A 24,967-nucleotide genomic window follows, 5' to 3' on the forward strand; every position below is an offset into this window, starting at 1 on the left:
TGGACCATGGAAATCGACATTGCCATCACCGCAAAACTGCCCCGCGCCCAGGCCGAGGCACTGCTCAAAGACCTGCGTGCGCAGTACGCGGTGCTGTTCAACGAGCATTGGTATGACGACCGTTTTCGCATGATCCCCGAAGGTTTGCGGCACGGCTCGTTGCTGGTGGCCTTCCCCGCGATGGCTGCACGAAAAAGCCTGATAGGCGCCCTTAAACATAGCCTCGGCGAAGTGAAGTAAGCCCCAATGACAATGGAATACGAGTTGCGCGCCGACATCCTGGACCGCCTGAAATCCGATTACGGTTTCAAGCACAAGGCCGGCCAATACATGCGGGAAGGCAAATGCCCAGCCTGCAATAAAAAAGAGCTGTACGCTTTCCATGACGCGCCATGGGTCATCCGCTGCGGCCGTGGCAAGTGCGGCCAGACCTGGCACGTCAAAGAGATCTACGAGGACCTTTTCAACGACTGGAGCAGCCGCGCCCCGGCCACTGAGCAACACCCGAACGCCACCGCTCGTGCTTATCTGGAGTTTGCCCGGGGCTTCCGCTTCGACGTCATTCAGGGCTGGTTCACCCAGGACTCGTACTTTTCCAACGAGCTGAACGAAGGCAGCGCCACAGTGCGATTCGCACTTGATAAAGGTGGTTACTGGGAGCGGTTGATTGACCGTCCGCACCGCTTCGGAAAGATGAAAGCCCGTTTCAAACCCGGCGACAGCCCGCGTGGCGTTTGGTGGTGCCCGCCGTGCGTTGAGCTGCTGGACGTCAAGGAGCTGTGGATTGTTGAGGGCATCTTTGACGCTATCGCCTTGGTGCACAACGGCATAGCGGCGGTTTCAGCAATGTCATCCGGCGCCTATCCCGAAGAATCACTGAAGGAACTTGCCCGCCAACGTGGCGGCAAGCTGCCAAAGCTGATCTGGGCTCTGGACAACGAGCCAGGCGCTCACCGGTACACCAAGCGCTGGGTGCGTCAGGCACGTGCCCTGGGCTACGTCTGCGAGGCGGCACAAATCCCCCAACCTGACAGCCGCAAGGTCGACTGGAACGACCTGCACCAGCGTTGGCAGTTTGTCGATGGCGATGAGCCGCGCGCTACACAGGTCGAAAAGGATTTGAACACTGCGCGCTATCACGGCGACCTGCTCCTGGCTGAAAGCGCCTCAGAAAAAGGCGTACTCATGTACGACCATTTTGAGCGCCACGAATTTTTCTTCGGGTTCGAGAGCCGGCTTTACTGGTTCAAAATGGACTTTGAAAAATTTAACAAAGCCATGCAGGCGCTGGAGACTTCCGAACGCCAGGAAGACCAGTTGCTCAACGACAAACAGCGCCGAGACAAGGCTCTACGCCAGTGCGGCGGCGTGGTCGAAATCGCCAACTGCTACCCACAGGCCCTGTACTTTCAGCGCAACGAAGTGACAGACGAGTCCTGGTACTACTTCCGCGTGGACTTCCCGCACGACGGTGGCAGCGTTAAAAACACATTCACCGGTGGGCAGGTTGCCGCCGCCAGCGAGTTCAAAAAACGCCTGCTGAGCATGGCCGCAGGGGCGGTGTTCACCGGCAGCGGGCAGCAGCTCGACAAGATCATGAAAGACCAGCTCTACGGCCTGAAAACCGTTGAGACCATCGACTACGTGGGCTACAGCAAGGAACACGGCGCCTACGTGTTCGGCGACCTCGCCATGCGTAATGGGGTTGTCAGCCAGGTCAACAAGGAAGACTTTTTCGAGTTCGGCAAGCTGCGCCTGAAGACTCTGCAGAAGTCGATCGCAATGCATATTCAGCGTGATGCCAAGCATTACCGCAGTGACTGGCTGCCAATGCTCTGGATGTGCTTCGGCGCCAAAGGCATTGTCGCTCTGGCCTTTTGGTTTGGCTCGCTGTTCGCCGAGCAGATCCGCGCGCAGTACAAATCCTTTCCATTTCTGGAAGTAACGGGCGAGGCCGGCGCCGGTAAAACCACGCTGCTGATGTTCCTGTGGAAATTGCTGGGTCGCGAATACGAAGGCTTTGACCCGTCTAAATCAACTCGAGCAGGCCGCCAGCGCGCTATGGGCCAAGTGTCCAACATGCCGGTAGTGCTGATCGAGGGCGACCGTAATGAGCCGGACAAAGCGCATGCCAAGGGCTTCGACTGGGACGAGCTGAAAGACTTTTTCGGCGGCGGCACCCTGGGCACCAAGGGCATGAAAACCAGCGGCAACGAGACCTACGAACCGCCGTTTCGAGGGACCATCGCCATCAGCCAAAACGCCGACGTCAGCGCCTCTGAAGCGATCCTGACCCGGATTATCAAAACCCACTTTGCACGCCCGGACGTGACCACCGAAAGCCGTGCAGCGGCAGACAATCTCAACCTGATCCCGGTGGAGCAGCTCAGCCATTTCCTGCTGATGGCCGTGCGTGCCGAAGCCCAGATCATGGCGAAATTTGCCGAACGGGTTCTGGTGCACGAACAACATCTGCGCAAGCTCAAGGAAATCCGCGTCGAACGGATCATTAAGAACCACAGCCAGATCATGGCCCTGGTGGACTGCCTGTGCCTGATTTGCCCGCTGAGTGAAAACCAACGGATCACAACTCACCAGGCCCTGACGGTCATGGCTTTGGAACGCCAGTCCGCGATCAGCGCCGACCATCCGCTGGTGGCCGAATTCTGGGAAGTCTACGAGTACCTCGAAAGCCTGGGCGATGGCCCGCAGGTCAATCACAGCACCGACCCCAAGTTGATCGCCATCAACCTCAACGAGTTCGCCGAGCTAGCCAGCATCCATCGCCAGAACCTGGCCGACCTCAAGACCTTGCGTTCCCTGCTGACGGAGAGCCGCAGCAGAAAGCTGCTGGAAACCAACAAGTCAACGTACAGCGCGGTCCGCGCCTCTCAAAGCGCCGGCAATGCCTTGTTCAATAAACCATTAACCGTGCGCTGCTGGGTGTTCAAGAGCACGTAGCTACTGGGGTGACTCAGTGAGGGAATGACCATGAAATGGGCAGTAAAACGAAACAGAGACGGGCAAGTGCAGCAGAACTGCTGGATCACCGACAACGGTTACACCGTCGCCGAGTGCCGGTTGCCTGAGTCGCGCTACCCCGTGACTCGACCAGGGGGAGAACTCCCGTTCGCTTATGCGAGGGACCGTGCCGAAGTCGTCGCGATTATTGAGCAGGATATGGCCGACGAAGCCTGACAACCACACATGGGGCTGCAACCCCTCGACACCGACCACCCAAAGGAGAAGCACCATGCACGTACAAGTCATCACCGGCGACGGCCAACAGGGCGAAACCAACCGCCTTCGGCACCTGAAAGAGCTGAAGGACTGGTTTAACGAGTCCGGGAAGATCGTTCACGCCGAAGCATACGACCCAGCCGGCCTGGTCGCGATCCTGGAGGTTCGTGCGGTAAGCGACAAAGAAATTCTGGTGCTTGAGTGCAGCCGGGAACAGATCCAGGCAGTCCTGGAATGGCAGTCGGCAACGGATGAAGTCGTTGAATTTGAAAACCTGCTGCTGCACCTGGTGCGGAAGCAAAACCCAACCGGCGAATGCCAGTAAGAAGGTGGTGCCGAGGGGCTGCAACCCCTCGACACCGACCACCCAAAGGAGAAGCACCATGCAAGTGAATCAACCCCAAGGCGGCACCGCAGAGGCTACCACAACCCCGATGGCTGTCGGCGACAAGGTCTGCTACGTCGCTATGAGCGGTGGTGGCCAGCAATACCAGCTCAGTGCTCGTACCGGCGTCATAGAAGCGATCGATGGCAGCGTTGCCACCGTGCGAGCAACGAACGGTCGTAGCATCACAAAACCGCTCAACAAACTGACCCCGGACGGCAAGCCCAATGCACTGACGCGCATGCTCATGGGAGGCCAATGATCATGTCTGACCTCTTCTTCTTGCAGGACAGCCGCAGCAATGTCGGCAGCCGAGCCATGTTCTGGCGAGAGGGTGGCGGCTACACCTCGAACCTCAACGAGGCTGAGCAATTCAAGCGCGAGCCCGCGGTCAAGCAGTACGAATGCCGCGAAACCGACCTGCCCTGGCCAGTGGAGTACGTCCGCACCCGGGCAGAGGTCGGCGTTGACTGCCAGTACCTCACCAAGTCAGAGGCCGAGGCCTACCGCAACGAAGACGGCCGCGTATATGTCGCCTACGCACGCGAGTGGGACGGCAATGATCTGGTGTGGCGCGGCGGCAAAGGCCCAACCGCCAACCTGCATAACGCCATCCACCCCGGTGCGGCAGATGCCGCTGGTTACCTGGCCCAAGGCTTTGAGCTTTGGCCATGCGGATACATCGTCGAGCGCTCCCGGCCGGTGGTCCCGGCCGCGCTGCTCGACCACAGGCAGGCACTGCGCTCAGTCGGCCTCAAGCTGCCCACGATCAAGCGCCCGCGCAACCGCACCTACAGCGACCGGCTTAACTGCGAAGGCTGCGGGCGTTTTCTCAGCGAACGTCAGCGTTTCGACGACTGCCCGAACTGCGGCGCAGGGAACGCACCATGACCGTATTTCTTTTGCTTTACCTGTGCGCGGATGCGACCCGTACGGATTGCCAGGTGATTAGGGCTGATAGCTGGAGCGGACCTCACGCCTACGAGCAATGCGTCGAAGTCTTGCCAGGTCTGACTGAGGCGCTGACTGCGCCCAATCGGAAACGCCATCGGTTTGTTTGCGAGATCCAGGGCGACGGACCAAAGCCTGCAGAACACAAAGCGCTGCCGGCCTTCATTCATCAATCGTTACGGATGTGAGGGGATCACCATGAACACAGCCTTCATTCTCATGGCCCAATACGACGGCCAGGCGATTATCTCGCTGGAGCTGGTTTGCCGAGATTACTTCACGCACCTGACGCCGGACATGTTCCAGCGCAAGGTGATGAGCGGTCAGATCAAGTTGCCCATTACACGCCTGGAACCGAGCCAGAAATCGGCCAAAGGCATCCACCTCACCGACCTCGCTGCCTACCTCGACTTGCAGCGCGCCGCCGCTGTGAAGGAACACAACCAGCTCAACGGGATAAAACACGCCGTTTGAGCCACTTCTCTGATGCGGCGCCCAGTTGGACGGGCGCCCTCAGTATCTTTTCGTGCCATTCCCAACCCACATAACGGTCACCCTTGCCACGCAGGTGGGTGTACCGCCGCATAGAATTCCAATCTCGGTGGCCGGACACACTCGCCACTCGCGGGATGTCCCAATCCATCTCAAACAGGCGGCTGACGCCTTCATGGCGAAGGTCGTGGAAGTGCAGGTCCGCGATGGTCAAGAACTTGCAGGCTTTCGCCCAGGACGTGGAGATGGATTCAGGGCTGTAGGGGAAGATGTCTTCGCCGGCCCTCGGCATGGTCTGGAGGATCTGCCACGCCTCGTCCGGTAGGTAGCACCACACGTCGTTGCCGATCTTCTGGCCGGGGTTTTTCATGTCGCGCACCAGCACCCGCTGGCCTGGCACGTCGACGTCGGCCCACCGGATGCGGGTAATTTCATCCAGCCGACGGGTGGAGAACAGGGCAAAGCCCACGACCTTGAGCATATTGATGACGCTCGGGCGCCGCACCTGCATGGCCTGATAGTGCGTCAGCACCTTCGCCAGCTCGTCCAACGTCGGCCGGCGGTCACGCTCGCGGCTTTTCAGGTTGTAGCCCAGTTTGCGCAATACTCGGCGGGCGCCGCCCATGGCGAGCGGGTCGACCTGGTAACCCCATGCGTCTTTGGCGATCGCTAGGACGGCACCGAGGTGCGCCAGGTCGTTGCCGGCGGTTTGCGGCTGGACACCGCCGCCCTCGCTGCTCATCCGAAACAGCGCAAAGTCGACCAGGCATTGGGTGGTGACGTTGGTATCGCTCAGTTGGCCGATGTCCATCTTGCCGATGGCTTCGAGCGTGGCCTTCTTGGTTTTGCCCAACGGCCGGGCCTTTCCCACTTCCAACAGGTACTGATCGATCATGTCTTTGACGGTGACGCCCTTCCGGCTGGCCCGCTCGATCGCACCAGGTTCGTCCAACTCCGATTCGCGCTTGCGCGTCCACGCCAGGGCAGCCTGTTTCCGGGCGAAGGTCTGGCTCTCTTGGTAGACTTGCACTCCGTCGCGTTTGATGCGGATTTGAGCCGTGTAGCTCACAGTCCCATCCGCCAGTTTTCTTGCCCTGATAGTCGCCATATCGAAAGTGGTACGCGTCAGTTTTGAAGTGGTACATCGTACCACCGAGCCTTAAAAAACGCCTGAAAACGCCCTAAAACTCGCCCAGAACACGTTGAGTAAAATGCTAGATAAACAGAGCTTTAGCCCAGCAGAATCAAGCCCCGCACTGTCTCGGCGCTTTAGCGTTGCACCTATGATGGATTGGACCGACCGCCACTGCCGCTACTTCCTGCGCCTGCTCTCCAAGCACACCCTGCTCTACACCGAGATGGTCACCACCGGTGCGATCCTGCATGGCGACCATGAGCGTTTCCTGCGCCACAACGAGGCCGAGCACCCGTTGGCCCTTCAACTGGGCGGTAGCGTGCCTGCCGACCTGGCTGCCTGCGCCCGCATGGCCGAGGCCGTGGGGTATGACGAGGTGAACGTCAACGTCGGCTGTCCGAGTGATCGGGTGCAGAACAACATGATCGGCGCGATCCTGATGGCGCACCCTGCCCTGGTGGCGGATTGTGTGAAGGCGATGCGCGATGCAGTGTCGATCCCGGTGACGGTCAAGCATCGCATCGGGATCAACGGGCGGGACAGTTATGCCGAATTGTGTGATTTCGTCGGGACCGTGAAGGACGCCGGTTGCACCAGTTTTACCGTGCATGCGCGGATTGCGATCCTGGAGGGGCTGTCGCCCAAGGAGAACCGTGACATCCCGCCGTTGCGTTACGACGTGGCGGCACAGTTGAAGCGTGATTTTCCGGAGCTGGAGATTATTCTCAATGGCGGGATCAAGACGCTGGAGCAGTGCCAGGAACATTTGCAGACGTTCGACGGGGTGATGCTGGGGCGTGAGGCTTATCACAACCCGTATCTGTTGGCGCAGGTAGACCAGCAGCTGTTTGGCAGCGAGGCGCCGGTGATCAGCCGCGCGGAGGCGCTGGCGCAGTTGCGACCTTACATTGCCGAGCATTTGGCCGGGGGCGGCACGATGCATCACATCACCCGGCATGTGCTGGGGTTGGGAACAGGGTTTCCAGGGGCGCGGAAATTTCGGCAGTTGTTGTCGGTGGATATCCATAAGGCGAGCGATCCCCTGGCGCTGCTGGATCAGGCGGGGGCGCTGCTGGAGGGGCGGTGAGCGCCTTGATGTTTCTGGGGCTGCCAGACAGCCCAGCGGGAGCAAGCTGCTTCGCCACGGGTTGAGTCTGGGCATTTGTGATCGGGTTGAACCTGATGGCCGTTTTGCCCTCCTATTTAGCAGTCAGGCCTGTCGTTTGCCTGTTGTGGCCACGACGGGCCGATGAACGCATTTGCGCCCTTGAGTGGCTGTCGGCCCTCGGGTAATGTCATCAGACCCATAGGACAGAGCACGCCCATGACTTCCAAGCTGGAACAACTCAAGCAGTTCACCACCGTTGTAGCCGATACCGGCGATTTTTCTACCCTCGCCAAGCTCAAGCCGCAAGACGCCACCACCAACCCTTCCCTGCTGCTCAAGGCCGCGTCGATCCCAGGCTATGCCAAGCTGCTGGATGAGTGCGTACAGGATTGCAACGGCGATGTGGGCCTGGCCAGCGACCGTTTTGCGGTGGCCGTGGGCCAAGAGATTCTGAAAGTGGTACCGGGGCGTATCTCCACCGAGGTGGATGCGCGTCTGTCGTTCGACACTGACGCCGTACTCAAGCGTGCGCACCGTCTGATCGACCTGTACGAAAAAGCCGGCGTTGGCCGCGACCGCGTGCTGATCAAGATCGCCGCGACCTGGGAAGGCATCCGCGCCGCGGAGAAGCTGGAAAAAGAAGGCATCCAGACCAACCTGACCCTGCTGTTCTCCTTCGCCCAGGCCGTGGCCTGTGCCGAGGCAGGCGTGTTCCTGATTTCGCCGTTCGTGGGCCGCATTTACGACTGGTACAAGAAGGCCAACGGCAACGACTACACCGGCGCCGATGATCCTGGCGTGCAGTCGGTGACGCGCATCTACAACTACTACAAGGCCAATGGCTACAAGACCGTGGTGATGGGTGCGAGCTTCCGCAACCTCAGCCAGATCGAAGAGCTGGCCGGTTGCGACCGCCTGACCATCAGCCCCGACCTGCTGGAGAAGCTGGCGGCGGACACGGGCAAGCTGGAGCGCAAGCTGACGCCGGGGCATGCCGGTGAAGCCCGTGTGCATCTGACTGAAGCGCAGTTCCGCTGGGAGTCCAACGAGGACGCGATGGCAACGGAGAAGCTGGCCGAGGGCATTCGTCAGTTTGCTCGCGACCAGGAGAAGCTGGAGGCGCTGTTGTCGGCCAAGCTGTAAGGCGGGCGATGGCAAAAAGGGCGGTACCCTAGGGGGTACCGCCCTTTTTTATGCTCAGCCGATCTGAAGCCTATCTCAATTCAATGTGGGAGGAGGCAAGCCCCCTCCCACATCTGGAATGCATTTCAACCCAGCAGGTCAGTGGCGTTCGAGGGCGTTGACGAGGTCGTGGAAGGCTTCACGGTTGGATTCGTTCAGCCCCATCAGGATCTTGTGCGCTTCCAGCACCTTGACCCGTACCACTTCCTCGGACTGGTCCTGGGACGGCAGGTCGGTCAGGCATTCCGGGCACGGGATCGGGCGGTCAACGATGTTGAACACCTGGTCGAACCCCATGGACTGCAACAGCCGGGTGATGTCTTCGTGGGTGGTGACGACGGTCGGCAACAGGCCAATCTTCTGCCGAGACAGAATGGACAACTTGGCCAGCAGGCCAAGGGTGGTGCTGTCGATGCTGCGGGTTTCGGTCAGATCGATCACGATCGCCGAGAAGTTCAGCGCTGTGAAAATCCGCTCAATCGTCGCATCCAGCGCCGAACACAAGGTCAGGCGCACTTCACCGACAAATTTCAGGACAAAGGTCCCGTCCTGCTCGGCGAATTGGATTCTTCCGGTACTCATCAAAGATTCCTGCTCAACACCAATAGGGCGATATCATCCGGCATCTCCCCCAGCGTGGCCAATCCAAACACTTGCCGCAGGCCATCCAGGCTGCCGCCCGCTGCCTTGACCTTTTGGGGCAAGGCGGCTTCTTTCTCCTTGAGTGTAGGCTCTGGAAGCAGGTCCAGGATGCCGTCGGACATCAGCGTCAGGCTGAACGTCGGCGGCAGTTCCAGGATGTGGTCTTCGTAGGTGGCTTCATTGAACAAGCCCACCGGCAAACCACGGCCTTCCAGGTAACGCACACTGTCAGGGGTATACAACACAGGCATCGGCAAATGACCGCCAATGCTGTAGGTCAAAAGACCGGTTTCTTCATCGATCACGCCGCCGACCATCGTCACGTGCTTGCCCAGCTTGCAGCTGATCAGGCCCCGGTTGATGTGGCCCAGCACCTCGGAGGGGGTGAACTCCGGCAAGGTGCCATTGCGCTTGGACTCAAACAACAGCCGCGTCGTCATGAACTTCAACAACACGGTGACAAAGGCCGAGGAGGCACCGTGGCCGGAGACATCGGCCAGGTAGAACGCCACACGCCGCTCATCCACACGGAAATAGTCGACAAAATCACCCGACAGGTACAGCGACGGGATGATCTGGTGAGCGAACTGGAAATCGTCAATGGTCCAGGGACTGACCGGCAGCATGTTCATCTGCACCTGGCGACCGGCGTTCTGGTCTTCCTGGAGCAGATTGAGGCTGGCTTCGAGTTCGCGGTTGGCGGTTTCGAGCTTTTCGCGATAGCGCTGGTTTTCCACCAACAGGTGCGCACGATCCAGCGCACGGCGTACCGAATGCTCCAGCACCGCCAGGTCTTCCAGGGGTTTGATCAGGTAGTCGGCGGCGCCCAGGCGCAGGGCCTCGACGGCATCGTTCATCACGCCGGCACCGGACACGACAATCACCGGCGTCTGCGGGGCGAGCTCGGTCACCTGGCGAATCAGCTCCAGGCCGCCCATCTGGGGCATGCGCAGGTCGCAGATCACAAGGTCGGGCTGGTCGCGCTCGAATACCTGGAGACCCTGTTGGCCATTGCTGGCCTGCAGGACGCTGAAGCCACTGTCTTCCAAATAGGCCGCGAGACTCTCGCGCACTACTTCGTCGTCATCGATTATCAGCAGCGTGGCACTGGTTTTTTGCATGTGGGCAAACGGCGCCAGAATTAGGTTGGCGTAGGCGGTGCGGCAATGGCCGTACTCACTTACTGGATTCGCTTTCTAGCCTCTCTGTCCTACAAAACGCAGGCTTTTGACCTACGCACAACTGTAAAGCAGAGGTGCCCTTCTAAGGCGCAGACGGTACTCCCATCCGGCAGGGGTTTCAAGCTCATGCCGATGGTCGCCGGCCGTCTTTATAAGGCAAATCACTGGGAGTTATAAGAACACTGATGAGCACAACTTAATGCGAGGTTGAAACCGTGCAAATCCGGGCACAAAAAAGGCGACCGCTGGGGTCGCCTTTTTCATTTCAAGACGTCACGACTTAGAAATCGTCGACGACCTTGCCATCTTTGACGCGGAACTCACGGTTCTGCAGGTAGGCATTGCGGATGAAGGTGTATTTGTCACCGGTGATGAGCTTTTCGCTGTCCAGCAGGCTGGCACGGGTATCGACAATGTTCAGGCCGAAGGTGCTGTTGCGCCAGCCGATGTCGTTCATGTAGCGATAAGGCTGGGTGTAGCTGTCGACGTATTTGGATGGCGCATCACGCAGCGTGCTCGGGCCCATCAGCGGCAGCATCACGTAGGGACCGCTGCCCACGCCCCAGTAGCCGAGAGTCTGACCGAAGTCTTCGTCGCTGCGTTGCAGCCCCATTTTGGTGCCGACATCGATCAGGCCGAGTACGCCAAACGTGGTGTTGACCAGCAAACGTGCAGTGTCCACGCCCGCCGCGTGCGGCTTGAGCTGCAGCACGTTGTTGGCCAGGTTGCCGACATCGCCGATGTTGCGGAAGAAGTTGTGCACGCCATCCTGCATGAACTGCGGCGTGACGAACTGATAGCCCTGGGCCAGTGGTTTGAGGGCATAGGTATCAACGGTATCGTTGAACGTGAAGATCGGGCGGTTGACGCTTTCCCACGGATCGTCTTCCGACGCGGCCTGCGCGGCGAATGGCGCCAGCATCACAGCGGCACACACCGAAAACTGAGCGAAATATTGGCTCCAGCGCATAGCTTTAAGCTCCTTGAATGGTCTGTCATGGGCGCTATGCCCTGAATAAGGCCGCCAGTATATGACGGAAGTTGGCAATTAGGCAGTCACCAGGAAACGTCATGCAGAATTTGAACACATTTCCTGCAACACCACCCGTGTGTCATCGGTTTGTCATCCCGACTCGCTAGCGTCACAGCTATTTCAGGGATGTCGACATGCCTCACGCCGAGCTTTCCATCGCCAGCGCTCCCGCCCTGACGGCCGTTCTGTTCGGCCTGAGTGGCTGCCTGGTGGACTTTGGTTCCCGGGCGCGCACCGATTCGCCATCCTTGGAAGCCCTGGCCACCCCAGGCGCCCTGAACATCCTGCGCAGCCTCAAGGAACAAGGCGTGCCCTGCGCCTGGCTGGAAGAACTCCCCAGCACAGTCACTACGCCACTGGCCGCCGTATTGCCGGGCTGGCTGAAGGCTGCATCGCCCTCCTCCATCCGCTGGCCGGCGCCCCACGCGTGCTGGCAAGCCTTGATGGAGCTGAACATCGAGCGCCTGGAAGGCTGCGTGCTGGTCAGCGGGGAACCGCGCCTGCTGCAATCGGGACTCAACGCCGGCCTCTGGACCATCGGCCTGGCCTCATGCGGCTCGTTGTGCGGCCTGGCACCCGAACAATGGCAAGCACTGAGCGGGCCAGAGCGCGAACGCAAGCGCGCCAAGGCCACGGTGGCGCTGTACAGCCTGGGCGTCCACTCGGTGATCGACCATCTCGGCGAACTCGGTACCTGCCTCGCCGATATCCGCCTGCGCCAGCTCAAGGGCGAGAAGCCCTGATCGAGATCATGCACAGTCGGCGCCGGTGGATTAATCTACAGGTCAGCCCGTAGACCTTTCACGGCGCGCCGTGGTCTATGCCAGTGCCTATCGATAAAAGGAAACACGTCATGCCTGATCGCAAAAAACTGGAAGAACAGGTCGAGATCCTGCGCGGGCAGTTGGAACAGGAACCGCCGCTGTCGGAAGAAAAACGTTCAGCACTGGAAGCCTTGATTGCCAAGTTCGAACTGCAACTTGAACTGGAACCGGCCACCCAGACGCCCAGTATTTCCGACGATGTGAATCAAGCGGCCATCGAGTTTGACGCCGAACACCCGGTGATTTCCGGGACCTTGCGCAATATCATGATCACCCTGGGCAATATCGGGATCTGATCTGCCCGTCAGCCAAGCGCAGATCAAAATGTGGGAGGGGGCTTGCCCCCTCCCACATTGGTTTGTATGAAGACTATTGGCGGGCCAGGCGCACGTTCTGGAACGCCATATCCTCAGTACTGCGATACGGGTTGATATCCAACCCGCCACGCCGTACATACCGTGCATACACCGTCAATTTCTCCGGTTTCAGCAAGCGCTGCAGGTCGAGGAAGATGCGCTCCACGCACTGCTCATGAAAGTCCGAATGCTGGCGGAAGCTCACGATGTATTCCAGCAGGCTCGCGTGTTCCAGCGCCGACCCGCGGTACTCCACCACCACGCTGCCCCAGTCCGGCTGGCTGGTCACCGGGCAGTTGGATTTGAGCAGGTGGCTGTGCACGCTCTCTTCCAGGATGCGCGAGTCGTCGCAACGCAACAGCTCCGGGCGCGGATGCTCGTAGTTGCTGACGCTGATATCCACGTCATCGATGCACACGCCCGGCAACGCCATCACGCCCTCGGCCTCGATGTCGGCCAGACTGCGGATGCGCACGCCCACAGGCTTGCCGGCAGCGGCACTCAGGTCGGTGCGCAGGGTCGCTTCCAGGCTCGACGTGTCGGCAAACGCGGTCTGGTTCAGCGAGTTGAGATACAGCTTGAAGGACTTGGATTCGATGATGTTCGGCGACTCGGCCGGAATGCTGAACTCACCGATGGCCACCACCGGCTTGCCCGAGGGCAGCAACCACGACAGTTCGAAGCAGTTCCAGAAGTCCACACCCTTGTACGGCAGGGTCTCGGCGCTCAGGCCCAGCTCGGCCCACTTGGCGGCACGTGGAATCGGGAACAGCAACGAAGGGGTGTAGGTGGAGATGTATTCACTGGACTTGCCCAGCGGCGAATGTTCGGCTGCGGGATGCATGGCGGAAACCTGGCTAAATAAACGCCGCCATTCTATCAGCCTTTGCCCCCGCCTTTGCTGCCTACTCGACGTTCAGCGTGCCGACCATGCCTGCCTGGTAATGCCCGGGCAGGTTGCAGGCAAACTCCAGGCCGGTGGTCTTGGTGAAAGTCCAGGTCAATTCAGCCGTCTTGCCGGGCTCGACCAACACGCTGTTGGGATCATCATGTTTCATGGCGCCATGGCCCATGGCGCTGTGGTCCATCTTGCCCATGCCGGTGGCGGTGAGCATGCCGCTGGCCTGCATCTGCAGCATTTCCTTCTGGTGCTCGGCGTGCATCGCCGCATCGCCCAAGTTGAATTCGTGCAACAACCGGCCTTTGTTGACCAGCACAAAGCGCACGGTCTCACCGGCCTTGACGTCCAGCGATGTCGGCGCAAAGGCAATGTCCTGCAGCGTTACTTCCACGGTGCGGGTGGCCTTGTCCGCCGACGCCGGGTGACCAAAGGCATAGTCATGCGTCGCGTCCGCCATCGCACCAACGCTCGCCACCAACAGGCAGCCCGCCAACAACAGGGGTGTACGCAATGCCATTTCCACTCTCCAAAAATCTGTAATTCGCTCTGACAGCACACTAAGATGACGCCGCTGCCAGCCAGCTGACTGCTAGATTACAACTTTGTCAGGTTGCGCCCTCCCCCTTGAACCCACGGTATAAAGCCCGTTACGCAACATCACCCCGAGCGCCCCATGAAACTGCTGATCGTCGAAGACCAACCGAAAACCGGCCAGTACCTGCGCCAAGGCCTGGCCGAGGCGGGCTTTACCACCGAGCTGGTGGCCGATGGCACCAGCGGCCAGCACCTGGCCCTGACCGGCGACTACGACCTGCTGATCCTCGACGTGATGCTGCCGGGCCGCGATGGCTGGCAGATCCTGCAGGCCGTGCGCAGCGCTGGCCTCGAGACTCCAGTGCTGTTCCTCACGGCCCGTGATGCGGTGGAAGACCGCGTCCACGGGCTGGAACTGGGCGCCGACGACTACCTGGTCAAGCCGTTCGCCTTTTCCGAACTGCTGGCGCGAGTGCGCAGCCTGTTGCGCCGTGGCAGCAGCACGCCGCAGGAAACCGCACTGCAATTGGCCGACCTGCGCCTGGACCTGATCCGCCGCCGCGTAGAACGGGACGGCCAGCGCATCGACCTGACCGCCAAGGAATTCTCCCTGCTGGAACTATTTTTGCGCCGTCAGGGTGAAGTGCTGCCCAAATCACTGATCGCCTCCCAGGTCTGGGACATGAACTTCGACAGCGACACCAACATCATCGAAGTGGCGATCCGCCGGCTGCGTCTGAAAGTCGACGACCCTTTCCCCAACAAACTCATTCACACCGTGCGCGGCATGGGTTACGTGCTGGAGGAACGATGCAGCTGAGTCAGCGCCTGTCCCTGACCAGCCGCCTGGCGCTACTGTTCGCCGCCTGCACCGCGGTGGTGTCGCTGCTGGCCGGCGTACTGTTCAACCGCGCCAGCGAGGCGCACTTCGTTGAGCTGGACCAGCAGCAACTCGACGGCCAACTGATGGCGCTGCGCAGCACCTTGCAAGGCGTGGATACGCCACAACTGTTCGCCCAGCGCGAAGCGCAACTGCGCGCCGAACTCAGCCGCCAGCCTGACCTGACGCTGCGCATCACCGCAGGCGGCCAGCGCTGGCTGGATGGCGCGCCCGGCATCGCTCTGCCGGAGTCGCCCGGCCTGCACAGCCTGCAAAACGCCGGTACCGCGTACCGCGTGTTTAACGCCCCGTTGAGCGCGGGTCGGCCAGACTCGCCGCAGCTGAGCCTGATGCTCGACATCACCCATCACCAACACTTCCTGCAACGCATGCAGCGCCTGATCTGGCTGACCGTCGGCCTCTCGGCCCTGGCCACCGCACTCCTCGGTGCGTGGGCCGCGCGCAGCGGGTTGCGACCGTTGCGGCGCATGGGCGAAGTGGCCGCCGGCGTCTCAGCCCACTCCCTGACCCAGCGCCTGCCCCACGAACAGATGCCGGCTGAACTGGCGGAGTTGGCCCAGGCCTTCAACGCCATGCTCGGCCGCCTGGACGATGCATTCCAGCGCCTCTCGGCGTTTTCCGCCGATATCGCCCATGAATTGCGCACGCCACTGTCGAACCTGCTGACCCACACTCAGGTGATCCTCACCCAACCTCGCCCGCTGGAGGACTACCGGGAGGCACTGCACAGCAACCTTGAAGAACTGCAATGGATGGCGCAGTTGGTCAACGACATGTTGTACCTGGCCAAAGCCGATCATGGCTTGCTGGTGCCCAAGCGCGAGACGCTTGCTCTGGCCGATGAAGTGGATGCGTTGCTGGAGTTTTTTGCGTTGCTGGCTGAGGACGCACAGGTCCGCCTAGTGCGCGAAGGCACCGCCCACACGATGGGTGATCGCGGCATGTTGCGTCGGGCCTTGTCGAACTTGCTGGATAACGCGCTGCGGTTCACGCCAGCGGGCGGCGAAGTGCGGGTACGGATGACGGAAGGCGTAAGGTTGACGGTTGAGAACACCGGTGACGGCATCCCACCGGAGTTGTTACCGAAGTTGTTTGACCGCTTCTATCGAGCGGATCCCGCGCGGCATGAGGGCAGCAGCGAGCATGCGGGGCTGGGGTTGGCAATTACCCAGTCGATTGTGCGAGCACATGGGGGGAGGATTTTTTGTGAGTCCGAGGCTAACTGGACAAGGTTTGTGATTGAGTTACCCAAGGGACATTGATGCACGCCGTACCGGCCCTATCAGGGGCCTCCCACAAGTGACCGAGTCCGTTCAGGACTGATGCGGTCAATTGTGGGAGGGGGCTTGCCCCCGATAGCGGTCTAGAGACTCACGAATATCTCAGGGCATGCGCCGGCTCGATCTTCGCCGCCCGATACGCCGGATAGAGCGTGGCCAAAAAGCTCAACACAAACCCGGCCGTGCAAATCAGCAGCACATCCCCACCTTGCAGCTCCGACGGCAGGTTGCTGACAAAGTACACATCCGAACTGAAGATATGCTGCCCGGTCACCCGCTCGACCCAGCCCACCAGCTCACTCACGTTCAACGCCGCAATCACGCCCAGTACGCCGCCGATCAAGGTGCCAACGATACCGATCACCGTACCCTGCACCATGAAAATCGCCATGATCTGGCGTGGCGTAGCGCCGATGGTCCGCAGGATCGCGATGTCCGCGCCCTTGTCGTTCACCACCATGATCAGGGTGGCGATGATGTTGAACGCGGCCACGGCAACGATCATCAGCAGCAACAGGCCGATCATGGTCTTTTCCATTTTCATCGCGCTGAACAGGCTGCCCTGGGTGTGGGTCCAGTCGTCAGCCTTGTAGGCCGCGCCGAGGCTGGCGGCGATATCCGCCGAGACCTTGGGCGCTGCATACAGGTCTTTCACCGCCAGGCGCACACTCTGCACCTGGTTCGGCTGCCAGTGCTGGATCTCTGCAGCGTCGGCCATGTGGATCAGGGCCATGGAGCCGTCCAGCTCGGCGCCGACCTTGAAGATGCCGACCACGTTCAAGCGCTGCATGCGCGGCGTGATGCCACCCGGCGCCGTGCTGATTTCCGGCACGATCAGGGTCAGCTTGTCGCCCACGTTCAAGCGAAAACGCCGGGCAGTGATCTCACCGACCACCACGCCGAACTCGCCGGGTTTCAAATCTTCCAGTTTGCCCCGCACGATGTGCTGGGCCACGATCGACACCTTGCCTTCCTGGGCCGGGTCGACACCGCTGATCTCGATCGGCTGCATCGCGCCTTTGTAGGAGAACATGCCGTCCATTTGCGTGAAAGGTACGGCGGCGGTCACTTGCGGATTCTTCATCGCGGCGGCGGCTACCGGCTGCCAGTCGTCGATCGGGTTCACGCCGACGATGGTCGCGTGGGGCACCATGCCGAGGATGCGCGAGCTCATTTCGCGCTGAAAGCCGTTCATCACCGACAGCACCACGATCATCGCCAGCACGCCCAGGGCGAGGCCGATCATCGAGGTCATCGAGATAAACGAAACAAAACGGTTGCGGCGCTTGGCGCGGGTATAGCGCGTGCCGATGAAAATCGATAACGGTCTGAACATTCGCGGGCACCGTTGGAAAAATGAAAAAGCCCGACACCTGGAGCGCCGGGCTTGAAACAGGTCAGATGGCGACCAGATGACCTTCCTGCAAATGCAGCACGCGGTCCATCTGGCGGGCCATGCTCATGTCATGGGTCACCACCAGGAACGCGGTGCGCATCTGGGTGCTCAGCTCCAGCATCAGGTCCTTGATGCCTTGGGCGGTGTGGGAGTCGAGGTTGCCGGTAGGCTCGTCGAGCATCACCAGCCCCGGGTTGTTCACCAGGGCACGAGCGATGGCCACACGCTGGCGCTCGCCGCCGGACAGTTCCGCCGGTTTGTGCTCCAGGCGATGGCCGAGGCCGACGCGCTCCAGCAGGGCCTGGGCCCGCTGGCGGGCTTCCGGGATCGCGGTCTTGCCGATCAGCAGCGGCATGCACACGTTTTCCAGGGCGGTGAATTCCGGCAGCAGGTGGTGGAACTGGTACACAAAGCCGAGGGAACGGTTGCGCAACTGGCCACGGGCCTTTTCACCCAGCGCCGACAGTTCTTCGCCAGCCAGCCAGACGCTGCCCTGGGACGGCGTATCCAGACCGCCCAGCAGATTCAGCAAGGTACTCTTGCCAGAACCGGAACTGCCGACAATCGCCACGCGCTCGCCCGGATGCAGCTCCAGTTGCAGGTTGGACAACACCACCACCGATTCCGGGCCTTCCTCGTAGGATTTGCCCAGGTTGCGGCAGCTCAAGATTGCTTTTTCACTCATGCCCGATTCACTCATAACGTAGGGCCTGTGCTGGCTGGGTACGTGCCGCGCGCCAGGCTGGATACAGGGTGGCAAGGAAACTCAGGACCAACGCAGCGCCGCCCACCATCAACACGTCCTGGGCCTGAACCTGGGACGGCAAGTAATCGATGAAGTAAACGTCGGCGTTGAGGAATTTGTGCCCGATCAGGGTCTCGAGGCCGGCAATGGCGGCACTCACGTTCAACGCAGCCAGAATCCCCACGGCGGTGCCGATCAAGGTGCCGACCACGCCGATCACGGTGCCCTGCACCATGAAGATCGCCATGATCTGCCCCGGCGTGGCGCCCAAGGTCCGCAGGATGGCGATATCACCCTTCTTGTCGTTCACCACCATCACCAGCGTGGAGATGATGTTGAACGCGGCCACGGCGACGATCAGCAGCAACAGCAGGCCGATCATGGCTTTTTCCATGCGGATGGCCTGGTACAGGTTGCCGTGGGTACGGGTCCAGTCGCGGGCGTAGTACTGGCTTTCACCCAGGTGCTGGGCGATGTCCCACGCGGCGCGCGGGGCGTCGAACAGGTCGGCAAACTTGAGGCGCAGGCCCTGCACCTGGTCGGGCTGCCAGCGGTGCAGGCGGGCCAGGTCGGTGAGGTTGGTCAGGCCGAGGTAGCCGTCGATCTCGCCGGCGCCGACGTGGAACGTGCCCACCACCGTAAAGCGCTTCATGCGTGGAAACATGCCCGCCGGGGTCACGGTGACTTCCGGTGCGACGAAGGTCAGCTTGTCGCCAAGGCCCACGCCGAGCTTGGCCGCGGCCTTGTCGCCGATCACGATGCCGAACTCGCCGGGCGCCAGGTCATCGATTTTGCCTTGCAGCATGAATTTGTCGATGATCGAGACGTTGCGTTCCTGGGCCGGATCGATGGCATTGAGCAGGATTTTCTGCACCTTGCCGTTGTTGGTCAGCAGCCCCTGCATCTGGGTGAATGGCGCAACCGCCAGTACCTTGGGGTTCTGCTTGACCTTGTCGGCCAGGCCTTGCCAGTCGCTGATGGGGGCATCGCCCTCGATGGTCGCGTGGGGCACCATGCCCAGCACGCGGGTACGCATCTCATGATCGAAACCGTTCATCACCGACAACACCACGATCATCACGACCACGCCCAAGGCGAGCCCGATCATCGACGTCAGGGAAATGAACGACACAAAATGATTGCGACGCTTTGCACGGGTATAACGCGTGCCGATAAATACGAAGAGAGGTCTGAACATGTCGGGGCTTGTTCGGAGGAAAAGAAGACGTCCCGGTGGCGGGGTCTGGTAAGCAGCTTTACACTCAGACCATTAACGCTACTTGGGGTTCGCCATGTCGACATTAGATGAAGAAGAGCGTCGCGAATACTACCGTATCGATGACATGATCGCACTCCAAATCAAAAGCCTGTCTGCCCCCGAAGCGGCGAGCAAGGAAGTGTTGCTGGATGATTCGCCGCTGTTCAACCTGCTCAGCGAACTGCACCTCAGCGAATTCGAGGCCCAGCACCTGCTGCGTCAGCTCAGCGACAAGGATCGCACCCTCGCGGCCTTCCTCAAGGTCCAGAACAAACGCCTGGATGTACTCAGCCAGATCATGGCGCAAAGCCTGCGCGATGAGGTCGGCACCCCGCAGCCGGTGATCATTTCCGAAGGCGGCATCGACTTCCAGCACCCTACCCCCCTGGCACCCAACACGCACCTGGCGATCAAGCTGGTGCTGATGCCCCAGGCGCTCGGCTTGCTGCTGCGCGCGCGCGTCACCCATTGCGACCCGAAAGGCGACGGCTTTGACGTGGGCACCGAGTTCGAATCCATGACCGATGCCCAGCGCCAACTGCTGGCCCGCTACATCCTGCAGAAACAAGCCCAGGAACGCCGCCTGGCGCGCGAGCAAAGCGAAGCCCAAGACATCTGATTACGCATTCACCCCGCCAGACACCCTGGCGCAAAGGAGCAACTGTGACCCTGATCTACGGCCACCGCGGTGCCAAAGGCGAAGCACCGGAAAACACCCTGACCAGCTTTCAGGAGTGCCTCAAGCACGGCGTGCGCCGCTGCGAACTGGACCTGCACCTGTCCATGGACGGCGAACTGATGGTCATCCATGACCCGACGCTCAAACGCACCACTGACCGGCGCGGCAAAGTCGTCGAGTATTCGGCGGCAGACCTGGTCAAGATGGACGCGCGCAAGGGCGGCCCGGGTTGGGTCAAGCCTTGCCCGATCCCACGCCTGGAAGAGCTGTTCGAACAGTGCGACTTCGATCACTGGCAGTTGGAAGTCAAAAGCGCATCACGCACCCGCGCGGCAACCACCGTGCTGGCGATTCGCGAGATGGCCGTACGCTTCGGCCTGATGGACAAGGTCACCGTGACTTCAAGTTCGCGGGAAGTGCTCAAGGCAGCGGTTGAACTCACCCCGGACCTGTCCCGTGGACTGGTGGCCGAGTACGCCTGGCTCGACCCGCTGAAGGTCGCGCAGAACTACGGCTGTGAATACCTGGCGTTGAACTGGACGTTGTGCACCCCCGAGCGACTGGAAAAAGCCCAGCGCCAGGGTTTGCACGTGTCCGTGTGGACGGTCAACGAACCCGCGCTGATGCGCAGGCTCGCCGACTTCGGCGTAGATAGCCTGATTACAGACTTTCCCGGTTTGGCCACTGCCACCCTCGGGAATTACTGAAATCGGTCTCCCCGGCCGGCTCAGGCCACCGGCCGGAGCCGCTCAAAAAAGCCGGTTGAGGCCGTCGTAGGCCGCTACCCGATAGGCTTCAGCCATGGTCGGGTAGTTGAACGTGGTGTTGACGAAATACTTGAGGGTATTGAGCTCACCCGGCTGGTTCATGATCGCCTGGCCGATGTGCACGATCTCCGACGCCTGATAGCCGAAGCAATGCACGCCCAGGACCTCAAGGGTTTCACGGTGGAACAGGATCTTCAGCATGCCCTGAGGCTCGCCGGCGATCTGCGCACGCGCCATGCTCTTGAAGAACGCCTTGCCGACTTCGTAAGGCACCTTGGCCTTGGTCAGCTCGTGCTCGTTCTTGCCGATCGAGCTGATCTCGGGAATGGTGTAGATCCCGGTCGGCACGTCGTTCACGTAACGCCAGCTGCCGTTGTCGACGATGCTGCCAGCAGCCGAGCGACCCTGGTCGTGGGCGGCACTGGCCAGGCTCGGCCAGCCGATCACGTCACCGGCGCCATAGACGTTGGCTACGCAGGTGCGGTAGTTCTCGTCCACTTCGATCTGGCCACGGCCGTTGACCTTGACCCCGATGTTTTCCATGCCGAGCTTGTCGGTGTTGCCAGTACGGCCGTTGCACCACAGCAAGGCATCGGCCTTGATCTTCTTGCCGGACTTGAGGTGCAGGATCACCCCGTTGTCCAGGCCTTCGACCCGCTCGTACTCTTCGTTGTGGCGCACGGTGATGTTGTTGTTGCTGAAGTGGTAGCTCAACGCCTGGGAGATTTCCGAGTCGAGGAAGCTCAGCAACTGGTCGCGGTTGTCCACCAGCTCCACCAGTACGCCCAGGCCGCTGAAGATCGAGGCGTATTCACAGCCGATCACGCCGGCGCCGTAGATGATCAGTTTGCGCGGGGTGTGGCCCAGGCTCAGGATGGTGTCGCTATCGTAGATACGCGGGTGGTGGAAATCGATGTCCGCCGGGCGATACGGGCGCGAACCGGTGGCGATGATGATGTGCTTGGCCACCAGCTTCTCGACCACGCCGTTGGGGCACACCACCTCGATGGTTTGCTCGTCGGCGAAGCTGCCGGTGCCGAAGAACAGGTCGACGCGGTTACGGGCGTAGTAGCCGGTACGCGAGGCCACCTGCTTGGAGATGACTTTTTCGGCGCTCTTGAGCACGTCCGGGAACGAGAACCAGCGCGGCTCACCAATGGCCCGGAACATCGGGTTGGTGTTGAATTGCATGATCTGGCGCACCGAGTGACGCAAGGCCTTGGACGGGATGGTACCCAGGTGGGTGCAGTTACCGCCGACCTGGCGACGGCTATCGACCATCGCCACCTTGCGCCCTGCTTTTGCGGCGTTCATCGCCGCACCTTCTCCAGCCGGGCCGGAACCCAGTACCACCACGTCGTAGTTGTAGACAGCCATGCGTACTCCTCAGAACAGGCCAGGCGTACGGTTGGACGCCGGGCTAAATCATGCCGCGCTCAGCGGTCATGAAGGACAATTTGGCTCAAGTGTGTGAACCGGGGCACAGTCTATATAAGGCTCAACGCCGCGCACATTAACCCTTGGTCGCGTCGTAGGCCAGTCTTGCCTTTACTACAGGGCAAGGAAAATGGGGTTACATTGTCAGGCTCTCTATCAGGACAGGCAACCATGCGACATTTTGCGCTGTGTTTATTACTGATGTTGTCGATCCCGGTGCACGCCAATGAGGCCGATCGGCTCAGGCAGGCCGGCTTTCCAGCGGTCTCCCATGAGCTGGCCTTGAAACAACAGGCCGTGCTGACCTACCTCTGGGCGGACGTCTACGCGGCCGCACTGTATGCCCCGCCGCAGACGACCGCCAGGCTCGCCTGGGAGCAGCAAAAGCCGCTGCGCCTCGAGCTGTACTACTTTCGCGACATTGACCGCAGTGATGTGATCAAGGCCGCCACCGCCACGCTGGAGCGCCAACAGGCCAGCGCCCGGTTGAAGCCAGAGGTGGACGCGTTGCATGCGCGCTTTCGCAACATCAAGAAGGGTGATCGGTATGCGCTGGATTTTCGCCCTGGGCGTGGGTTGAATCTGGAGATCAATGGGGAGGTGGCGTTCAGTAGCCCCGATGATGGATTGGCGAAGGCTTATCTGGGGATCTGGTTGGCGCCCAAGGGGTTGTCGCAGGCACTGCTGGATTAGCGGGGTGTCAGTTCTGGCCTCATCGGGGGCAAGCCCCCTCCCACATTTGACTGTGTTCACAAAGATAGACGTGCGAACAGGCAGCACAAAACTCCCAGCCACAAAAAAGCCCCGAACCAGTCGGGGCTTTCTCATTCAGCGCAAAGGCTTAGCGCGGAAACGCAGGCGGGTTGACCCCGGCCATGTCTTCCATCACACGCACCACCTGGCAGCTGTAGCCGAACTCGTTGTCGTACCACACGTACAGGACAACGCGGTTGTCCTGGGTGATGGTCGCCTCGGCGTCCACCACACCAGCGTGGCGCGAACCCACGAAGTCAGTGGACACCACTTCCTGCGAGTTGACGTAGTCGATCTGCTTGTGCAGGTCGGAGTGCAACGCCATGAAGCGCAGGTACTCGTTCATCTCTTCACGGGTAGCGGCTTTCTCAAGGTTCAGGTTGAGAATGGCCATCGACACGTTAGGCGTTGGAACGCGGATCGCGTTACCGGTCAGCTTGCCGGCCAGCTCGGGCAGGGCCTTGGCAGCCGCAGTGGCAGCACCGGTCTCGGTGATCACCATGTTCAACGCGGCGCTACGACCACGGCGATCGCCCTTGTGGAAGTTGTCGATCAGGTTCTGGTCGTTGGTGTACGAGTGAACGGTCTCGACGTGGCCGTTGACGATGCCGAACTTGTCATTCACAGCCTTCAGCACCGGCACGATGGCGTTGGTGGTGCAGGAAGCGGCGGACACGATCTTGTCGTCAGCGGTGATTTCGGCGTGGTTGATGCCGTGCACGATGTTCTTCAGCTTGCCCTTGCCCGGAGCGGTCAGGACAACGCGATCGACACCCGGGCAGGCCAAGTGCTGGCCCAGGCCTTCGGCGTCACGCCATACGCCGGTGTTGTCCACCAGCAGGGCGTCCTTGATGCCGTACTGGGTGTAATCCACCTCGGACGGGTTCTTCGCGTAGATCACCTGGATCAGGTTACCGTTGGCGGTGATGGTGTTGTTTTCTTCGTCAATGACGATGGTGCCGTTGAACGGACCGTGTACCGAGTCGCGGCGCAGCAGGCTGGCACGCTTGGTCAGGTCGTTCTCGGCGCCTTTGCGCACCACGATGGCACGCAGGCGCAGGCCGTCGCCGCCACCTGTTTTTTCGATCAGGATGCGCGCCAGCAGGCGGCCGATACGACCGAAACCGTACAGCACGACGTCGGTGCCTTTGCGGGCTGCGGCGTTTTGCTGGCCAACCACTTCGGCCATTTCTTCACGCACGAACTGCTCGGCGCTGCGGCCGGCACCTTCCTTGCGGAATTTGTAGGCCAGCTTGCCCAGGTCTACCGAAGCCGCGCCGAGCTTGAGCTCGCTCATGGCCTTGAGCAGCGGGAATGTTTCGTGGACGGAGAGTTCGCTGTCGTCGGCAGAACGGTGACGCGCAAAGCGGTGGGCTTTGAGAATCGCGATGACAGACTGGTTGATCAGGCTGCGGCCATAGATCGAGCTCACCACATTGTTATTGCGGTACAGCTGGCCGATAAGCGGAATCATCGCTTCTGCGAGCGCTTCACGGTCGATCCATTCACCAAGACACTGGTCGGGCTTCTGAGTCACGGTAACCTTCCACATGTAGGGGCAGAAAAAAGGGGCTACATTATGCCGCCCGACCGTCCCCGGAGCAATGCGCCCCAGGCAACAAAAAGTGCTTGCGAAAAAAAGCCACCCCGCTACAGCCCAGTAAATACGCGGGTTCCAGAAGGCCACTAGTTGGGCGAACGGGACGACTTGTCCGTAACTCTCCGAAAACCTCGCACATTTTGGCACTACATATTGAGTCAAAACGCGGCATTGTTTGTCTTAGCCA

The 24,967-nt window shown here is 60.7% G+C and carries 28 protein-coding genes; 17 read left to right on the forward strand and 11 right to left on the reverse strand.

Annotated features, from left to right (window positions below; translation table 11 throughout):
• Positions 1-6 precede the first annotated feature (6 nt).
• The 8 genes from CQ041_RS08985 to CQ041_RS09020 are packed head-to-tail and all read left to right on the forward strand — an operon-like array spanning position 7 to position 5,050.
• A complete protein-coding gene (locus CQ041_RS08985; RefSeq protein ID WP_105522435.1) occupies positions 7-240 on the forward strand; it encodes a hypothetical protein in 234 nt (77 codons plus the stop codon).
• A gap of 6 nt (positions 241-246) precedes the next feature.
• Entirely contained in the window at positions 247-2,961 is a 2,715-nt protein-coding gene (locus CQ041_RS08990) for a toprim domain-containing protein (RefSeq protein WP_177429374.1), read from the forward strand.
• A 30-nt stretch (positions 2,962-2,991) separates the two neighbouring features.
• Positions 2,992-3,198: a hypothetical protein gene (locus CQ041_RS08995; protein ID WP_105522589.1), complete on the forward strand. Its 207-nt coding sequence runs from the start codon at positions 2,992-2,994 to the stop codon at positions 3,196-3,198.
• Positions 3,199-3,253: 55 nt separating this feature from the next.
• Entirely contained in the window at positions 3,254-3,565 is a 312-nt protein-coding gene (locus CQ041_RS09000) for a hypothetical protein (RefSeq protein WP_105522436.1), read from the forward strand.
• 58 nt (positions 3,566-3,623) lie between these two features.
• Positions 3,624-3,887 (forward strand): hypothetical protein, encoded by a 264-nt coding sequence (locus CQ041_RS09005; protein ID WP_105522437.1) that lies wholly within the window; start codon positions 3,624-3,626, stop codon positions 3,885-3,887.
• A gap of 2 nt (positions 3,888-3,889) precedes the next feature.
• The gene (locus CQ041_RS09010) at positions 3,890-4,516 is read left to right on the forward strand and encodes a hypothetical protein (protein ID WP_105522590.1); all 627 of its coding nucleotides are present in this window, start codon (positions 3,890-3,892) and stop codon (positions 4,514-4,516) included.
• Positions 4,513-4,764, forward strand: a complete 252-nt coding sequence (locus CQ041_RS09015) for a hypothetical protein (protein ID WP_105522438.1) — start codon at positions 4,513-4,515, stop codon at positions 4,762-4,764. Before CQ041_RS09010 ends, CQ041_RS09015 begins: the two co-directional genes overlap by 4 nt.
• 10 nt (positions 4,765-4,774) lie before the next feature.
• A complete protein-coding gene (locus CQ041_RS09020) occupies positions 4,775-5,050 on the forward strand; it encodes a pyocin activator PrtN family protein (RefSeq protein ID WP_105522439.1) in 276 nt (91 codons plus the stop codon).
• Here CQ041_RS09020 and CQ041_RS09025 read toward each other — a convergent pair.
• Entirely contained in the window at positions 5,025-6,176 is a 1,152-nt protein-coding gene (locus CQ041_RS09025; protein WP_105522440.1) for a site-specific integrase, read from the reverse strand. The genes CQ041_RS09020 and CQ041_RS09025 overlap by 26 nt on opposite strands.
• A gap of 103 nt (positions 6,177-6,279) precedes the next feature.
• Between CQ041_RS09025 and dusA the strand changes: the two genes are divergently transcribed.
• Positions 6,280-7,290 carry a tRNA dihydrouridine(20/20a) synthase DusA gene (gene dusA / locus CQ041_RS09030; protein ID WP_105522441.1) on the forward strand — a complete coding sequence of 337 codons (1,011 nt, stop codon included), beginning with the start codon at positions 6,280-6,282 and terminating at the stop codon, positions 7,288-7,290.
• Positions 7,291-7,527: 237 nt separating this feature from the next.
• Positions 7,528-8,454, forward strand: coding sequence for a transaldolase (tal, locus tag CQ041_RS09035; RefSeq protein ID WP_105522442.1), 927 nt, complete (start codon positions 7,528-7,530; stop codon positions 8,452-8,454).
• Positions 8,455-8,592: 138 nt separating this feature from the next.
• Here the strand turns inward: tal and rssC are convergent, their stop codons facing one another.
• From rssC to CQ041_RS09055, 3 genes are all read right to left on the reverse strand, one after another.
• Positions 8,593-9,075, reverse strand: a complete 483-nt coding sequence (rssC, locus tag CQ041_RS09040; protein ID WP_105522443.1) for an anti-sigma factor antagonist RssC — start codon at positions 9,073-9,075, stop codon at positions 8,593-8,595.
• On the reverse strand, positions 9,075-10,256 hold the full coding sequence (gene rssB, locus CQ041_RS09045; RefSeq protein ID WP_105522444.1) for a two-component system response regulator RssB: 1,182 nt from the start codon (positions 10,254-10,256) through the stop codon (positions 9,075-9,077). Before rssB ends, rssC begins: the two co-directional genes overlap by 1 nt.
• 340 nt (positions 10,257-10,596) lie before the next feature.
• Positions 10,597-11,286, reverse strand: a complete 690-nt coding sequence (locus tag CQ041_RS09055) for a VacJ family lipoprotein (protein WP_105522446.1) — start codon at positions 11,284-11,286, stop codon at positions 10,597-10,599.
• 197 nt (positions 11,287-11,483) lie between these two features.
• On the opposite strand from CQ041_RS09055, the gene CQ041_RS09060 reads away from it, so the two are divergent.
• Complete coding sequence (locus tag CQ041_RS09060; protein ID WP_105522447.1) at positions 11,484-12,092, forward strand: phosphatase; 609 nt, start codon at positions 11,484-11,486, stop codon at positions 12,090-12,092.
• Positions 12,093-12,202: 110 nt separating this feature from the next.
• Positions 12,203-12,469, forward strand: coding sequence for a DUF4404 family protein (locus CQ041_RS09065; RefSeq protein ID WP_105522448.1), 267 nt, complete (start codon positions 12,203-12,205; stop codon positions 12,467-12,469).
• Between the two features lie 73 nt (positions 12,470-12,542).
• Here CQ041_RS09065 and queF read toward each other — a convergent pair whose 3' ends face one another.
• Positions 12,543-13,373 carry an NADPH-dependent 7-cyano-7-deazaguanine reductase QueF gene (gene queF, locus CQ041_RS09070; RefSeq protein ID WP_105522449.1) on the reverse strand — a complete coding sequence of 277 codons (831 nt, stop codon included), beginning with the start codon at positions 13,371-13,373 and terminating at the stop codon, positions 12,543-12,545.
• A gap of 61 nt (positions 13,374-13,434) precedes the next feature.
• Positions 13,435-13,947, reverse strand: a complete 513-nt coding sequence (locus CQ041_RS09075) for a plastocyanin/azurin family copper-binding protein (RefSeq protein WP_105522450.1) — start codon at positions 13,945-13,947, stop codon at positions 13,435-13,437.
• Positions 13,948-14,103: 156 nt separating this feature from the next.
• On the opposite strand from CQ041_RS09075, the gene CQ041_RS09080 reads away from it, so the two are divergent.
• A complete protein-coding gene (locus CQ041_RS09080) occupies positions 14,104-14,784 on the forward strand; it encodes a heavy metal response regulator transcription factor (protein WP_105522451.1) in 681 nt (226 codons plus the stop codon).
• Positions 14,775-16,127: a heavy metal sensor histidine kinase gene (locus CQ041_RS09085; protein ID WP_371923006.1), complete on the forward strand. Its 1,353-nt coding sequence runs from the start codon at positions 14,775-14,777 to the stop codon at positions 16,125-16,127. The genes CQ041_RS09080 and CQ041_RS09085 overlap by 10 nt, the downstream gene beginning before the upstream one ends.
• A 109-nt stretch (positions 16,128-16,236) precedes the next feature.
• On the opposite strand, the gene CQ041_RS09090 is transcribed toward CQ041_RS09085, so the two are convergent.
• The 3 genes from CQ041_RS09090 to CQ041_RS09100 all read right to left on the reverse strand — a co-directional run bounded on the left by CQ041_RS09090 (position 16,237) and on the right by CQ041_RS09100 (position 19,484).
• Entirely contained in the window at positions 16,237-17,481 is a 1,245-nt protein-coding gene (locus tag CQ041_RS09090) for a lipoprotein-releasing ABC transporter permease subunit (protein ID WP_105522452.1), read from the reverse strand.
• Positions 17,482-17,542: 61 nt separating this feature from the next.
• Positions 17,543-18,226: a lipoprotein-releasing ABC transporter ATP-binding protein LolD gene (lolD, locus tag CQ041_RS09095; protein WP_003218941.1), complete on the reverse strand. Its 684-nt coding sequence runs from the start codon at positions 18,224-18,226 to the stop codon at positions 17,543-17,545.
• Between the two features lie 7 nt (positions 18,227-18,233).
• Positions 18,234-19,484 carry a lipoprotein-releasing ABC transporter permease subunit gene (locus tag CQ041_RS09100; protein ID WP_105522453.1) on the reverse strand — a complete coding sequence of 417 codons (1,251 nt, stop codon included), beginning with the start codon at positions 19,482-19,484 and terminating at the stop codon, positions 18,234-18,236.
• Positions 19,485-19,578: 94 nt separating this feature from the next.
• Here CQ041_RS09100 and CQ041_RS09105 point away from each other — a divergent pair, with 94 nt between their 5' ends.
• Both CQ041_RS09105 and CQ041_RS09110 read left to right on the forward strand, forming a co-directional pair.
• Positions 19,579-20,163: a PilZ domain-containing protein gene (locus tag CQ041_RS09105; RefSeq protein ID WP_105522454.1), complete on the forward strand. Its 585-nt coding sequence runs from the start codon at positions 19,579-19,581 to the stop codon at positions 20,161-20,163.
• A gap of 44 nt (positions 20,164-20,207) precedes the next feature.
• A complete protein-coding gene (locus tag CQ041_RS09110; protein WP_105522455.1) occupies positions 20,208-20,930 on the forward strand; it encodes a glycerophosphodiester phosphodiesterase family protein in 723 nt (240 codons plus the stop codon).
• A gap of 42 nt (positions 20,931-20,972) precedes the next feature.
• Here CQ041_RS09110 and sthA read toward each other — a convergent pair whose 3' ends face one another.
• On the reverse strand, positions 20,973-22,367 hold the full coding sequence (gene sthA / locus CQ041_RS09115) for a Si-specific NAD(P)(+) transhydrogenase (protein ID WP_105522456.1): 1,395 nt from the start codon (positions 22,365-22,367) through the stop codon (positions 20,973-20,975).
• 231 nt (positions 22,368-22,598) lie between these two features.
• Between sthA and CQ041_RS09120 the strand changes: the two genes are divergently transcribed.
• Entirely contained in the window at positions 22,599-23,120 is a 522-nt protein-coding gene (locus tag CQ041_RS09120) for a chalcone isomerase family protein (RefSeq protein ID WP_105522457.1), read from the forward strand.
• A 148-nt stretch (positions 23,121-23,268) separates the two neighbouring features.
• Here CQ041_RS09120 and CQ041_RS09125 read toward each other — a convergent pair whose 3' ends face one another.
• A complete protein-coding gene (locus CQ041_RS09125; RefSeq protein WP_105522458.1) occupies positions 23,269-24,732 on the reverse strand; it encodes a glyceraldehyde-3-phosphate dehydrogenase in 1,464 nt (487 codons plus the stop codon).
• Positions 24,733-24,967 lie beyond the last annotated feature (235 nt).

This window comes from Pseudomonas sp. MYb60 (assembly GCF_002979555.1).
Lineage (GTDB): Bacteria > Pseudomonadota > Gammaproteobacteria > Pseudomonadales > Pseudomonadaceae > Aquipseudomonas.